13 protein-coding genes are annotated in these 14298 nt (G+C 66.3%); 8 read left to right on the forward strand and 5 right to left on the reverse strand.

From position 1 onward, the window contains the following. Positions 1–13 precede the first annotated feature (13 nt). The 6 genes from KF724_04195 (at position 14) to KF724_04220 (ending at position 9048) form a co-directional block, all read left to right on the forward strand. Complete coding sequence (locus tag KF724_04195; protein MBX3354879.1) at positions 14–1447, forward strand: MFS transporter; 1434 nt, start codon at positions 14–16, stop codon at positions 1445–1447. Between the two features lie 211 nt (positions 1448–1658). Further along, entirely contained in the window at positions 1659–3011 is a 1353-nt protein-coding gene (locus KF724_04200) for an endonuclease/exonuclease/phosphatase family protein (GenBank protein ID MBX3354880.1), read from the forward strand. Then, positions 3008–4651, forward strand: a complete 1644-nt coding sequence (locus KF724_04205; GenBank protein MBX3354881.1) for a lipase maturation factor family protein — start codon at positions 3008–3010, stop codon at positions 4649–4651. The genes KF724_04200 and KF724_04205 overlap by 4 nt, the downstream gene beginning before the upstream one ends. A gap of 3 nt (positions 4652–4654) precedes the next feature. Then, positions 4655–6544: a M20/M25/M40 family metallo-hydrolase gene (locus KF724_04210; protein MBX3354882.1), complete on the forward strand. Its 1890-nt coding sequence runs from the start codon at positions 4655–4657 to the stop codon at positions 6542–6544. 50 nt (positions 6545–6594) lie between these two features. Continuing rightward, positions 6595–8163: a gamma-glutamyltransferase family protein gene (locus KF724_04215; protein MBX3354883.1), complete on the forward strand. Its 1569-nt coding sequence runs from the start codon at positions 6595–6597 to the stop codon at positions 8161–8163. A 192-nt stretch (positions 8164–8355) separates the two neighbouring features. Further along, complete coding sequence (locus tag KF724_04220) at positions 8356–9048, forward strand: hypothetical protein (GenBank protein ID MBX3354884.1); 693 nt, start codon at positions 8356–8358, stop codon at positions 9046–9048. A 312-nt stretch (positions 9049–9360) separates the two neighbouring features. Here the strand turns inward: KF724_04220 and KF724_04225 are convergent, their stop codons facing one another. From KF724_04225 to KF724_04245, 5 genes are all read right to left on the reverse strand, one after another. Further along, positions 9361–10686 carry a PDZ domain-containing protein gene (locus tag KF724_04225; GenBank protein MBX3354885.1) on the reverse strand — a complete coding sequence of 442 codons (1326 nt, stop codon included), beginning with the start codon at positions 10684–10686 and terminating at the stop codon, positions 9361–9363. Between the two features lie 119 nt (positions 10687–10805). Further along, on the reverse strand, positions 10806–11330 hold the full coding sequence (locus tag KF724_04230; GenBank protein ID MBX3354886.1) for a hypothetical protein: 525 nt from the start codon (positions 11328–11330) through the stop codon (positions 10806–10808). Further along, entirely contained in the window at positions 11327–11836 is a 510-nt protein-coding gene (locus tag KF724_04235) for a sigma-70 family RNA polymerase sigma factor (protein MBX3354887.1), read from the reverse strand. Before KF724_04235 ends, KF724_04230 begins: the two co-directional genes overlap by 4 nt. A 126-nt stretch (positions 11837–11962) precedes the next feature. Continuing rightward, complete coding sequence (locus KF724_04240) at positions 11963–13186, reverse strand: 23S rRNA (adenine(2503)-C(2))-methyltransferase RlmN (GenBank protein MBX3354888.1); 1224 nt, start codon at positions 13184–13186, stop codon at positions 11963–11965. After that, the gene (locus tag KF724_04245) at positions 13183–13581 is read right to left on the reverse strand and encodes a lipid-A-disaccharide synthase N-terminal domain-containing protein (protein MBX3354889.1); all 399 of its coding nucleotides are present in this window, start codon (positions 13579–13581) and stop codon (positions 13183–13185) included. Before KF724_04245 ends, KF724_04240 begins: the two co-directional genes overlap by 4 nt. A gap of 89 nt (positions 13582–13670) precedes the next feature. Here KF724_04245 and KF724_04250 point away from each other — a divergent pair, with 89 nt between their 5' ends. Both KF724_04250 and iscX read left to right on the forward strand, forming a co-directional pair. Beyond that, on the forward strand, positions 13671–14072 hold the full coding sequence (locus KF724_04250; protein ID MBX3354890.1) for a 2Fe-2S iron-sulfur cluster binding domain-containing protein: 402 nt from the start codon (positions 13671–13673) through the stop codon (positions 14070–14072). Then, positions 14072–14287 carry a Fe-S cluster assembly protein IscX gene (gene iscX / locus KF724_04255; protein ID MBX3354891.1) on the forward strand — a complete coding sequence of 72 codons (216 nt, stop codon included), beginning with the start codon at positions 14072–14074 and terminating at the stop codon, positions 14285–14287. The genes KF724_04250 and iscX overlap by 1 nt, the downstream gene beginning before the upstream one ends. Positions 14288–14298: the final 11 nt, after the last annotated feature.

Below are 14298 nucleotides of genomic sequence, written 5' to 3' on the forward strand. Positions count from 1 at the left end.
GATGCGGCGATGAGTGACGCCTCGACTCCGCCATCGCACTCTTGCTGTGCCCGCCCAGCGATCGACCATCCTTGCGGTTGTCGTTGCCGCGCTCGGCTACTTCGTTGACATCTTCGACCTGCTCCTCTTTGCACTGGTGCGACGCGAGTCGCTGCTCGATGTGCTCGGACCGCAGATCGCCGAGCTCCGCGCGGAGCTCGAGGTGCGCTTCGCCGAGATCGTCGATGTGGCGCAGCGCGAGGCTGCGATTGATCTCGCCGTCGACACCTTCCTGCGCAACTGGGGAGCGTGGCTTGACAATGTGCTCCAGACGACCGGCCTGCTCGTCGGTGGACTCGTCTGGGGCATCATTGCCGATCGACGCGGCCGACTCGCCGTGCTCTTCGGCTCGATTCTCTGCTATTCGGTGGCCAACCTTCTCAATGGGCTCATCACCGATGTCGATCGAAACGGGCTCTTCGGCTTCATGCATCTGTTCGGAGTCGGAACGGCGATCGGCCAATACGAAGTGCTCCGCTTTGTCGCCGGTTTCGGCCTGGCTGGAGAACTCGGCGCAGGTGTCACCCTGGTGGCGGAGCTCGTCTCGAAGGAGAATCGCGGCTACGCGACGACGCTGATTGCCACGGTCGGCATTCTCGGCGCAGTCGCGGGCTACTTCGTCACGCAGGTGACCGAATGGCGCACCGCGTTCATCATCGGCGGCGTGCTCGGGCTCGGACTGCTGGCCCTTCGCGTGGGTGTGGTCGAGAGTGGCATGTTCCACCAGGCGCAGCAGCGGCAGGTGCGCGGGCGCGGCGCATTCTGGCTTCTCTTCTGGCCGCCTGAACGACTGGTGCGCTACGCGAGCGTGGTGCTGCTGGCTGTTCCGATCTGGTTCGTGGTGGGCACGCTCGTCAAGTACGCCGATCTCCTCGGTGGCTCGATGGGACTTGTGGGTGAGAACAAGCCTTCGCCCGGACTTGCGGTGATGTGGTGCTATGTGGGGTTGGCCGGGGGCGATCTCGCGAGCGGCCTCCTGAGCCAGTTCATTCGATCAAGACGCGGAGCGATTCTCATCTTCCATGGCCTGACCGGGCTCGCAATGCTCGCGTACTTCACCCTCGCGCCGAGAAGCGTTGAACTCTTCTACGGCGTGGTGGTCGCGCTCGGCTTCGCGTGCGGCTACTGGGCGGTCTTCGTCACGAGTGCGGCGGAGCAGTTCGGAACCAACCTTCGCGCCACGGCCGCGACGACCGCACCGAATGTGGTGCGCTGGTCTGCCGCCGGCAGCTTCCTGCTGTGGCACTGGCTCGAAGGGTGGATCGCCGCCATGCCCGGCCGTACGCAGGCGGAGGCGACCTGGATGGCGGCGGCGGTGGGCGGGGCGCTCGTCCTGACGATCGCGCTCGTGGCGCTCGGCGGCATTCGCGAGACCTTTGGCATCTCCCTCGACTACGAGGAGGAGTAGCGGGGGAGTCATGTCCAAGTGCGGTCGGCCTTCGAGACCGTTTGGCTTCGTCGCTCGCTCAGGATTCTCTGAGGGCGCGACGCCGGGCGGCACCCGCGGGGAGTGGCGGCGGGCCCATGAATCTCCCGGGGGACTCGGGTGCTTGGGGCCAGAAGGGCTCATCGGCTCCCACAATGGTGCGGTGAGAGCACGGCCCCGGTATCGTGAATGCATGCACGCCACTGCGTCGGCTGAATGGAGCATGGGGTGCCGGGGCCGCGAGGCCGCGCGGCGCGTGTTCGCGGCGCTCCGTGTCGTGGTCGCGGCGATCTTGTCGGTCATGCCTGTCAGGGCGTTCATGCCGGCGATGTCATTCACGGTGGCCGTTGCGATCGTGGTTGTTGCAGCCATGGGCACCGCCACAACCGCGAGTGCAGCCGCCGCGAAGATCTCATCCGCGACTGCGCAGGAGAGCGAGCGGGCTGGTGCACCGCGCGCGCTTCGTGTGATCTCCTTCAACATTCGCTTCGATACGCCGAGAGATGAGGAGCGACGGTGGCGCTTCCGCAGCCATCGCGTGATCGAGTTCCTCTCGACCTCGAGCGCCGATTTCATCGGTCTCCAGGAAGTCCTTCCCTCGCAGGGAGCCGAACTCGCCGAGGCGCTGCCCAACTACGGCGTGATCGGCCGCACGCGCGAGCGCAGTTCCGCCGAGGGCGAGGCGAATCCGATCTTCTTCGACCGCGCGAAGTGGGCGCTCGTCGAGAGTCGGACGGGGACCTTCTGGCTCTCGGAGACGCCCTCGGTTCCTGGCAGCAAGTCATGGCGATCGTCGCTTCCGCGCATCGCCACATGGGGGGTCTTTCGCGAACGACTGGGAGAGCAACGCATTCTTGTGCTCAACACGCACTGGGATCACCAGAGCCAGGAAGCTCGCGAGCAGAGCGCCGCCGTCATTGCCGAGTTCCTCGGTCAGGAGGCGGGTGACTTGCCGGTCATCGTGATGGGTGACTTCAATGTCGGACCCGCGAACCCCGCTCGCGAGCGTCTGACAGAAGGCTTCGCAGGCTCGCCGCCGCTGGTCGACACCTTCGCCGTGCTGCACCCCGGCGTCGAACGAAACACAGGCACCTATCACGGCTTCCGTGGCCACGCCTCGGGGCCGAGGATCGATGCGATCCTGGCATCGCATGCGTTCACCGTGCTGGGCGCAGAGATCGATCGTCGCGGCTCGGTGGAGGCGCCGCTCTCGGATCACTATCCGGTGGTGGCCGAACTCAGGTTGAAGTTGGCCAACGGACAAGCGGGCGATGGCGCAAGCGGTCAGGCGCCTTCGGTGAAGGGACCGAATCAGGAAGCTCCGGATTCGTCGCCGAAGCCTGGCGACACCGCGCCGACAGGGCCCCCCTCAGGTGTTCCGCCGAAGAGCGCACCGGTGACGAACCCCCCCGCGCGCGGCGAACCCGCGCCGGCGGATCCTCCCGCACCGGCGGAACCCGCGCCGCCACCGCCGCCGCCATTCCCGCCCGTCGACGATCCGCCCGATCCGGGGCGAGTGAGCCACGAGGCACCTGAACGCCCGTGAGCACACCGCGGCGCGACGACGAGAGTGCCATTCCACTCGACGCCCCGCGGCCCGAGTGGGCGCAGAAGCCGCTGCCCGACATCGTGCCCACCGAGGAGGAGGTTCGCCTTCCGGGCGGAAGCGCCGAGCGCCTCTACATTCCGCCATCACCGCCATGGGTGCGCGGGCGCGAGTGGTTCCTTCGCGGCATCGGAGTGACCTATGTCGTTGCGTTCGCATCGCTCGCCGTGCAGGCGAGGGGGCTCCTTGGCCCGCGCGGCCTCGCGCCGATTGAGGCCGCAGTCAAGTCGCTTGACGAACAGGGCGTGGGCCAGCTCGCGTGGCCATCGCTCTTCCGGGTGCTACCGACCATGGCCCACAGCCCGGAGACGCTTGCGTGGATCGGCGCGGGCTTCGGACTCCTGATGATCGTCGGCCTTCTGCCTCCGCTTGCGGCGCTCGGTGCGTGGCTCTGCTACCTCTCCTTTGTCACGCTCGGAGCGCCGTTTCTCTCGTTTCAGTGGGACTCGCTGCTCCTTGAGAGCGGAGTGCTCGCCCTTCTTGCTTCGCCGTGGACATGGGCCCTCGGCCGAGGGCGAGCGAAGCCGGTGCTTCCGCTCCTGCGTTGGTGCCTCTGGTTCCTCATCGGTCGACTCATGCTTCTCTCCGGCCTGGTGAAGCTCGTCTCGGGTTCACTGCCTTGGCGAGATGGCACCGCGCTCGACTTTCACTGGTGGACACAGCCGCTTCCGAATCCCGTGAGCTGGTGGCTCGGCCAGATGCCGCTCGCGTGCGATCGGATCATGACCTTCGGATCACTCGCTATCGAGTTTGCCGTTCCGCTGCTGATTCTCCTCGGACGCTGGCCGCGCGCCATCGCGGCGCTCCTTGTTCTGCTCCTGCAAGGTGGCATCGCTCTCTCGGGCAACTATGGCTTCTTCAATCTGCTCACCGCTGTCCTTGCGCTTTCGCTCGTCGACGACGAGGTGCTGCGACGACTGCTGCGACGGCCACTCAATGTGCCGATTCCACTCGTCCCATCGAGCTTCGCCCGAACCATGCGATGGTGTGGTGCCGGGTCGGCGGTGGCCGTGGCGCTGCTCGTCGCGCTGCCGTCATCGGTCATGTGGCTTGAGCGCGTCTCCGGACGCGGCGCCGGTCCCTTCGATGCGCTTCCGTCGTGGGTGGGCCGCATGCTTGAGGTGCCGCTCGAAGCCGGCATGCGCTGGCGGCTCGCCTCCGGGTATGGACTCTTCGCCGACATGACGACGACGCGGCCGGAACTGGCGGTCGAGGTCACTCTCGATGGCCGCAACTGGGAGCCGGTGATCTTCCGATGGAAGCCGGGCCCGCTCGATCGTGCACCGCCTCTGGCTCTCCTGCACATGCCGCGGCTCGATTGGCAGATGTGGTTCGCGGCGCTCGCCTTCCCGCGCGGGGAAGCGTGGCAGGCTGAACTCGAGCGAGCGATTCTCGAAGGGCGCCCCGAGGTGCTGGCGCTTCTCGATCGGGTGCCCCTTGGCGGCGCTCGCCCGAGAGCCGTGCGATGGCGGCGCGATCTCTACGAGTTCAGTACCCTTGGCAGTGCTGAGGCGCGCGGCGGCGCGTGGTGGATCGTGAGCGAGATTGGCCGAGGCGGCGGTAGCTTTCTGCGGAGGTAATGCATGGCGTCGGATGCTCCAATGCCGCGAGGCGCATGGATCGTGGGTGCGCTCGGCGCGATCGTGCTGGCGGCGGCGCTGCTCTGGCACCACCAGCCCCGATCGCCGATGGCCTCGAAGGAGCTGCTGACCGAGCTTCTGGGCGATGGATCGCCTCACCCGGTCGGCTCGGAGGCGGGCGCGGCGTTCGCAGCGCGCGTGGCCGAGGCGCTTCGGGACACCGGAGCGGCGGTCGAGATCCAGGATGACATGATTGCGGGCCCCGGAGGCGCACCTCTCAGGATCATCAATGTCCTCGGTCGCATTCATGGCACGAGCAATGGTCCAGCGACATTGCTCACGGCCCACCATGACTCGGTGGCCGCCGGGCCCGGTGCGGCCGACGACGGCGCTGGAGTGGTGAGTGTCATCGAGGCGGCGCGCAAACTGGCGCGCGAAGGCACCAACCGCGATGTCATCTTCCTGCTCACCGATGGCGAGGAGGTCGGCCTCTTCGGCGCCATCACCTTTGCCCTCGGCCACCCGTGGTTCGACGAAGTGGGCAGCGTGGTGAACCTCGACGCGCGGGGCAGTTCGGGACCGTGCCACATCTTCCAGATCGGGTACGGTCAGCGCGCGCTCGTGGAGATCCTGCGAGACAGCGTTCCACGCCCGGTGGCGTCGTCAGTTGCGAATGAGGTCTATCGCAACATGGGCAACGACACCGACTTCACCATCTATCTCAAGGCGGGGCTGCCGGGCTTCAACCTCGCGTTCATCGGCGATGTCCAGCACTATCACCAGCCGAGCGACACGCCGGAGAATCTCCATGCGGGGTCGCTTGCGCACATGCAGGAGACCGCGCTCGCGCTCGTGCGAGCCCTTGACCGCGCCGATCCGATTCCAAGTAAGCGGCCTGGGGGAGTGGATGAACTTCGCAGGCGCTTCGCCGAAGGCGATCCGCGCGCGGTGTCACAGTTGCGCCGAGGCGACTTCAAGGCGCCCGTTGATCCGACGGCGCAGAGCTTCGCCTCCTTCGCGCAGCGCTGGGTGCTCACCTTCGATGTCGGGCTCGTCCCATGGTTTGCCGGAGCTACGGGCGTGCTGCTTCTGTTTGCCTTGACCGTGGCGTGGTGGCGAGGCCTGCTGGGATGCGTCGCTTTCCTCGGCGCGATAGGGCGCCTTCTGCTGCTTGTCTCTGCGATTGGCGGCGCGACCGCCATCGTGGCCCTGGGCATGGGCGTCGTTGGCTGGAGAGAAGGCAGCGGTTGGGTTGGCGGGATCTGGCCGGTTCCGGCGTGGCCATGGTTTGCGGCACTCTGGACCGTGGCGTTCGTGACCGGAGTTGCGCTCTGGCAGCTTGTTCCGGCGCGGTCGGCGTGGGCGAATGTCGCCGCGGGAGTGAGTCTCGTTGCGGCGCTCCTGATTTCGATCTCGCTGCTCATTCCGGCAACGGCGGCGATGCTGCTCCCGCCGGTCGTGATCTCGGCGATCGGGCTGCTGCTCGGCGCGACGCTGCCGCTGGTCGCCGCCGGTATCTCGGCCATGCTGGTTGCATCAGTGGCGCTCTGGGCCATGGTGGCGGTGGTGATCCCGCTCGAGCCCTCGCTCATCGATGCGATCGGCTTCGGCGCGGGGCCTGCGGTCGTGGCATGGCGACCGCTGCTCGTGGTGGCCGTCTTCTGCATTCTGCTTCGAGGGGCGACTCGGCGCGGTGTGCCGAGTGAACCTGCTGCGGATGCTCGGACAAGCAGCGCGCCCGCGCCGCTGCCACTTGCGGCTTCGTCCTCGTCTCTCGCCCCGCTCCCCATCGAGGCGCCGCTTGCCCTTGAGGCCCCGATACCGTCGGAAGCGCCACTCCCCGTGGATGACGACCCGCGCCCCAAACGAGATCGAAGCGAGTGGCGCCCGTGACAATGAACGAGATGCGTTGGGCGAGCCCCTTCGCGTCGAGACGAGTCTCCATGTGCGGTCGCTCGGCGGTCGCCACCAGTCAACCGCTCGCGGCACAGGTCGGCATGGAGATCCTTGCGCAGGGAGGGAACGCGGTCGATGCGGCGATCGCCACCGCTGCGGCGTTGACCGTGGTCGAACCGGTGTCCAACGGTCTCGGCTCCGACGCGTTCGCGATCGTGTGGGATGGCGCCCGCGTGCATGGCCTCAATGGAAGTGGACGCTCGCCGTCGTCCGCTTCGCTCGAACGACTCAATGGTGCTGCGGCGGTGCCGTCACTCGGCTGGGCGCCGATCACGGTTCCGGGCGCGGTGTCGTCGTGGGCCGCGCTCCATCAGCGCTTTGGTTCGCGCCCCTTCGAGAGCCTGCTTCGGCCCGCGGTTGAACTCGCGCGGCAGGGCTATCCCGTCTCGCCCATGTGCGCCGCGGCGTGGAGTCGAGCGATGGAGCGCTACCGCGCTCTCGAATGGGCCGAGCCGTGGCGCGCGACCTTCGCTCCAGGCGGCCGGGCACCGCGGCCCGGCGAGATCGTCACCCTTCCCGATCATGCGGCGACACTTGAAGCGATCGCGAGGTCCACCGGGCGCGAGCTCTACGGCGGCGCATTGGCCCAGGCGATCGTGCGGGCGTCGCACGAAGCGGGCGGCTGGATCTCCCGCGACGATCTCGAAGCGCATGAGCCGCTCTGGCAGGAGCCATGGTCGATCGACTTCCACGGCGCCTCGATCCATGAGATGCCGCCGAACGGACAGGGCGTCGCGGCGCTTCAGGCGATTGCGATCTGCGAGGGTTTCGAGCGGGCATGCAAGGGTGATGAAGCCGGTCTCGCCGCGCATCGCCGCATCGAGGCGGTGCGCCGCGCACTCAGCGATGCCTCGGAGTGCGTCGCCGATCCAGATCTCGGTGTCGAGCGGGCCCGATCGCTCATCTCACCGGAGTCGATTGCCGCCGCGCGACGAGCGATTGCGCCCGACCGCGCGGCACCGCAGGGCCGAACGGCGTGGTGTGTCGGAGGAACCGTCTATCTCTGCGCCGCCGATGCGGGGGGCGTGATGGTCAGCTTCATACAGAGCAACTACGAAGGTTTCGGTTCCGGCGTCGTGATTCCGGGCACGGGCATCGCGATGCAGAATCGGGGAGCGTGCTTCTCGACGGAGCCCGGCCACGCCAATGTCTACGGTCCCTCGAAGCGACCGTATCAGACGATCATTCCCGGTTTCATCACTCGAGGGGGCAATGCGCTCGCCGCCTTCGGCGTGATGGGTGGCTTCATGCAGCCGCAGGGACACCTTCAGGTGGTCGAGCGCATGATTGTTGAGGGACATCATCCGCAGGCAGCTCTCGATGCCCCGCGGTGGCAGGTTCTGCCCGACGGTCGCGTTGCGCTTGAACATGGTCTCGCGCCGCTCGCCGACTCTCTCAGGCGTCGTGGTCACCGCGTCGAGGTGTGCGGCGAGGACGACGATCCCGCTGTCCCTCGCCCGTTCTTCGGCGGCGGTCAGGTCATTCTGCGGCTCGACTCGGGCGTGGTGATCGCAGGCAGCGACTTCCGCCGGGATGGCCTGGCCGTGGTGCGCTGAGAGCGCATGGAACTGCACTGCGGGGAGAAGTGCAGACGGCGATCGGCGGTCCCAGACGGCGCTGCCGGTCCGTAGAAACTGCCGACGCGACGCCGTGTGAAGGGCCTTGTCGCACGCCCCGCGAACTCCCCCCTGAATCGTTACCATCGTCGGCCCGGCGCGAGCCAACCACCGCGCCATGGAGCACGCCCCATGCGTATCTACAGTGACGACGGCGATCGACTCATGGATCCCCCGAAGGGCGGTCCTCGCATCACCATTCTTCCAGCAGGAGATCCGCGAGCCGTCTCGGCGCAGAGGAAGATTCGTCTCCAGTGGGGCCAGCACCTTCTCGACGATGTGCTTGATGGGCGCTATCGAACGGTCGTCTGCGGTGTGAACGAGGAGGACAACTCGCACGGTGTCCTCGGGGAGCTGCTCAAGCTCGTTCCGACGAGCCAGTGGACGCTCGCCAGCGCGACCAGTTACGCGAAGGTCTTCCGCAATGCGGTCTCACTGCATGCAAAGGAAGATCGCGAGCCCTACATCCTGAAGTTCGACCTCGACCGACTTCTCGTCCTGGGCCTGCTCCGGCCGGCGGGGCGGGGGCACTTCAATCTCGAGGACATCTATCGCGGGTTCAGGACCATTGCGAACATGCTCGAAGGTCGAAACGATCGACGGCCGGTGGCAAGCGTCTCGTTCCTCGGCGCGAAGAGCAATCGACTTCTTGATCACACCGGCAACGAGCCATCGCTCGAAGCCGTGCTCAAGGCGATGTACACCGCGGGTTTCGACGGCGATGTCTTTCCACCGGTCGCGTCGTGGGAGTTGCCGCCGACGGGCGTCTTCTCGCGCTACCCGTTTCCCGAGAGCATCGATCGAATGCGCCAGGGGAGCAGTTGACGAGGCGACGGCGCTGGAGCGAGATCCACCTGGTTCCCGAGAGCATCGATCGAATGCGCCAGGGGAGCAGTTGACGAGGCGACGGCGCTGGAGCGAGATCCACCTGGTTCCCGAGAGCATCGATCGAATGCGCCAGGGGAGCAGTTGACGAGGCGACGGCGCTGGAGCGAGATCCACCTGGTTCCCGAGAGCATCGATCGAGTGCGCCAGGGGAGCAGTTGACCGGGCAACTGCGCAAGTGCGAGCGCAACCCGAATCGCCGAGGCCGCTCGCGCGGGGGCTCGGCGACTGCGGGCGTTCATGGACGCGTGTTCAGGGCGCGGGCGGCGGCGGTGGTGGTGGTGGTGGTGGTGTCGCAGCGCTCCCGGCCCGCGGTGCGGGTGGGGCTGGCGGCGGCGAGGGTGGCGTCGGAATCGCCATGGCCTCGAACTCAGCGAGCTTGCGCTGGATGTCGGTGGGCAGGGCGCCGCGTCCACTCTGATGGGGCATCGGTCCCCGGTACATCTCCCGACCGGACTGCACGATTCGAACAAGGTCGCTTTCCGGACCGCGCGTGCGCTCGATGCGAGTCGTGCCATCGTCCCAGACGATCTGCTCGGTCCGCGAGCTGCTCGATGCGGAGTCGCGCGCCTGCCTGACCATGCGTGAAGTGTCATTGGAGGAAGAGCTTCGGCTCGAGCCACCGGAATCGCGAGTCGAACCGCTGGCTGAGCCCTGGGCCGAACCTCCATCGTTGCTCTGGCTTGAGACGCTCTTCGAACCGCGCGCCGGGGGCGCGACGGCGCTCCCTCGAGTGCGCTCTCCGGCATTCGATGAACTGCGATGGAGTGCATCTCCCCCAGCCGCTCCTGGCGCGACAACCGCCGAGCCGCGAATCAACTCAACAAGGCGCGGCGCGAGGTCATTCGAGTTCTCGTCTCGCAGCATCACACTGATGGGCATATCGTCATCAAACCCCAGCGATGCGCGTCGGCCTCCCGGGCCGAGGACCGGCTGAAGTCGTGACCCCAGCGTCGTTGTGATCCGCTGCTCGCGACCGCCGCGATAGACGGTCAGCGTGACTGCGTCCCCAGGCTGATAGCTCCGGATGAGCGCCGCAAGTTGCTCTGAGTTGATGAGCAGTTGATCATCGAGCTTCGCGAGAACATCGAGTCGAGTGAGCCCCGCCGCGGCGGCGGGGCTTCCCTCAGTCACCGTGGTGACGAGCAGGCCCGTTCCGCGGCGAATCGGAAGTTGCGCCGCCGTCTCTGACGAAATCGCCTCGGTGCTCACACCGAGAAATGCCGCGTCTTCCCGCCGCTCCTCAGCTCCCGTTGCATCGAAGTTGAATCGGCGAAGCAGCACATCGTTCTGGGCACCATCCATCATCGCTCGAAGCGTGACCGCGATGGGCGGCATGTCGTCACCGCCACGGCCATCGGGGAAGGCCCATTGGATGATGCGCCCCGGACCTTCGTCGTCGCCGATCATGTTCAGAATGACATCGATCGGCACATCGTCAGTGGCGTCCGCCCCGGAGAGATTGACGATCTTGACCTTCGACGAAGCCGTCATGGGAGGAGCCGTCGGAACTTGGGCGGCGGTGACCGAACCGATCGACGCGGTGGCGGCCATGATGAGGATGGGGTTCAGTTGCATGAAGTGATCTCTGAGGGGGATTGGAAGTGCTCGGGAAATGGACCATTCATCTGACGGTTGATGCGACGGTCACGATGGCGAGAGTCGGCGGAGCATCGAGTGGCTCGATGATGAAGCGGTCAATCCGCGGCGGGGGCACCGAGAAGTGTCCATGTCTCGGGATAGGAGCGCTCCACTGAGACTCCGCGACGAGGGTCGAAGTAACGATCGGTTCGGATCCAGAGCGTGTCGGCGGCCTGAAGCGATCCCGCATCGCCGAGATCGAGTGACCTCGGCTGGGCGAGCGCTGCCGGTCGAACGGAACTCTCTCGAAGAACGAGACTCAGGCCGTCGTCATCGGCATGCTGATCAACGACGGAGAGCGGGCCTGGTCCTGACAGCGCGCCCTGGAGCCGCGCCTGAGTGGACCAACTGCCGGTGACATATCCGACGGCGAGTGCAAAGCCCGCGGCGGCGGCGAGCGGAAGTGCACGCCACCACCATGGCGTCGTCCTCCGCTCGATCATCGCTCCGATGCGGGCATCGAGCATTGCGCTCGGGCGCCTGAGCGGCATCCTCGACAGAAGACGCTCGATGGCCAGATCGACCTGGGCCAACTCGCCCCGTGCTTCATCGGGGGACTGATGATTCGTGGGCTCACTCATTGCACCACCTCCTGAAGTTGATGGCGCAGCGCTTCGACGCCGCGCGAGTACCGCGACGCGACGGTGCCCAGCGGGGCACCGACAGCGGCGGCAATCTGTTCGAATCCGAGGCGACCGACGGCTCGCATCAGGAGAACTTCCTGCTGCTCCGGTGGAAGCGCGTCCATGGCCGTTGCAAGCGCGCGTCGCAAGTCAGATCGCTCGGCGGGAATCGAGTCGTCGAAGAGGGCATCCTCGAAGAGGCCTTCGTCGATCGGCTGTGCGCTGCGCACCTTGCGGCGACGCAGGAGATCCCGCGCGGCGTTGCGAACCGCCGCGTAGAGGTACGCCACTGGATCGCGCTCCGCTCGTGTCGAGGCAAGCAGCCGGCTCACTGCGTCATGGACCGCATCTTCGGCGGCGGCTGAGTCGCGAAGGATCGCGAGGCCGACACTGAAGAGACCCTGCGCGTGCTGTCGGTAGAGCTCTGCAATCTGCCGGTCACGAGCCATGGTCAGATGGAACACGCACGGAGGGACCTCTTCTTTCCCACCACTCTGCGGATTTTTCTGCTGCTCGATCGGGATTCGGCTCGGGGGTGGCCTTGGGGCCTCGGAAACGGGGCTGGCGCGACCGAATCCAGGTCGCTTGCGTCACTCAGGCGCCGTTGAGTCGACGCCCTCCGAAGCAGGCCGGGGATCGACTCTTCGTCGTCGGCGGATCGACTCATTGCCAAGCTGTCCGCAGGCTGCCATCGCGCCGCGCCCCTTGGTCTGGCGACGCTTGCAGAATTGACCGTTGGCCACAGCGCGACTGATGAAGCGCTGTGTCTCATCCTCGGTCGGTGCGCGCCACGGCGAGTCGCGTCGGGGGTTGTAGGGAATCACATTGAGCGAGCTGCGCAGGCCCTTCAGGAGGGCACAAACCTGGTCGCAGTGCTCCGGCGCATCATTCACGCCGGGGATCAGGACATACTCGACGCAGATCGCCGCCGTTGGACGACGGGGGAACTCCCGCAGCGCCGCCATCAGTGTTGCGAGCGGCTCGGCGCGATTGATGGGCATGATCCGGGAGCGGATCTCGTCGTTGGGCGCGTTGAGACTCACCGCGAGATTCAGCCGGTGGAAGCCGGGCCTCCGGATGAACGCGCCCAGTCGGCGAATGCCGTCGGTGCGACCAACCGTCGAAATCGAGATGTTGCTCGCGGCAACGCACGGTCCATTGCGATCGGTCAGGATCTCGACCGCCGCAAGGACCGCGTCGAGGTTGTCCATGGGTTCACCCATTCCCATGAAGACGATGTTCTTGATCTCGAAGCCTCGGCGCAGTGAGCCCGGCTCGCCCGTGATGGCTCGATCGCCGGTCGCATCCGGGGCATCCTCATCGCCAAGCGAGTGTTCGACGAGGTGTCGCGCGACGAACCACTGCGCCACGATCTCCCGCGGCGAAAGGGAGCGCAGCAGGCCCATCTGAGCGGTCTCGCAGAAGGTGCACCCCATGGCACAACCGATCTGGCTTGAGACACAGAGCGTGCGTGAGAAACCTCCGCCGGTGTGAGGCATCGGAATCACCACCGACTCGGTCTCGAGCCCGTCGCCGACATCGAGCGTGAACTTCAGCGTGGTTCCGTCGACGATCGTGCGCGTGATCGCCGGCGTGCGAACTTCGGCATGGGGGAGCGCGTCATCGGGCAGGCGGCCCTTGCGATGTACTGCGCGGTAGGCCGCGAGCGCCTTCTCCCATGACCACTCTCGCTCGCGCGCGGCAGTCACGAAGTCGGCGCTCGTCATGGAGAAGGGGTCGAGCCGCAACGAGGCGCGATTCGCGTCACTCCCGATGCTGGCCGCACCCATGATCGGCAGCGGCGTGGCGCTCACGGTTGATCGCTCCCCTCGGCGGCGACTTCCGCCGCCAACTGCCTCTGCTTGTGACGGGCGATGAGCATCAGGTTCCTCACATAGATGAAGAACGCTCCCTGGCCGAGCACTCCCACGAGGTCGCGCCGCCACGAGAAGTAGAGGATGAGCATGATCGATCCGACCAGGCTCATCCACCAGAAGACTGGTGTGACGACGCTCTCGCGGCGCCGCTCCGACTGGATCCACTGGACCACCATGCGTCCTGAAAAGACGACCTGCCCGATCACGCCGATCGAGACCCAGACGAACCCCGCGGCGCTCTCGATGTTCAGGAGGCGGTAGACCCATGGCCGGGCCGCGCTCTCCGGGAGCCCGGAGGCGAGGAGAAGCAGGGGTTCCATCAGGGCGGCCATGGCCTCAAGACTAGGCGATGCCCCCCGAAATCGCCTACGATCCTGCGTCTCGTTCTCAACTAGCCCTGAAGACGGAGCTTTTGTCCGCCATGCACTTCCGACGCAATGACGACCATGAGCACGGCCCGCCCATCGTTCCGGTCAAGTTCATTCTTGAGGACCCTGCGGGTCTGACGAACACCGAGCAGACGGAGTGGTCGCTGATGGGTGGCGAGGGGGAGTCGCTTCTCGAGATCGCGCTCGATCATGGCATTAACATCGAGCACGCCTGCGGTGGGGTCTGCGCCTGCTCAACCTGCCATGTCTACATCGAGGAGGGCATGAAGGACCTCACTGAGGCGACCGAGGCGGAGGAAGATCGCGTTGAAGAGGCTCCGGCCATTCAGCGCAACAGCCGGCTTGCCTGCCAGTGCGAGTTGAAGGGCAAGGGACCGATCATCGTGCGCGTGCCCGCGTGGAATCGCAACGCCATCAAGGAAGTGCCGCACTGATGTCCCAGTCGGAGCGCCTCCATTGGCTCGATGTGGAGCGGCTCGGCGAAGAGTTGGCCGAGCGGCACCCCGACATCGATCCGATGACCATCGCGTTTCCGCGCCTGAAGGCGCTGGTGGTTTCGCTGCCCATGTTCGAGGAGCAGCCCGGTCATCCATGCAACGAGCGCATTCTCGAGGCCATCCAGCAGGCCTGGCTCGACGAACTGAATTAGGCTCCGATGCA

It is taken from the genome of Phycisphaeraceae bacterium, from assembly GCA_019636735.1.
Lineage (GTDB): Bacteria > Planctomycetota > Phycisphaerae > Phycisphaerales > SM1A02 > VGXK01.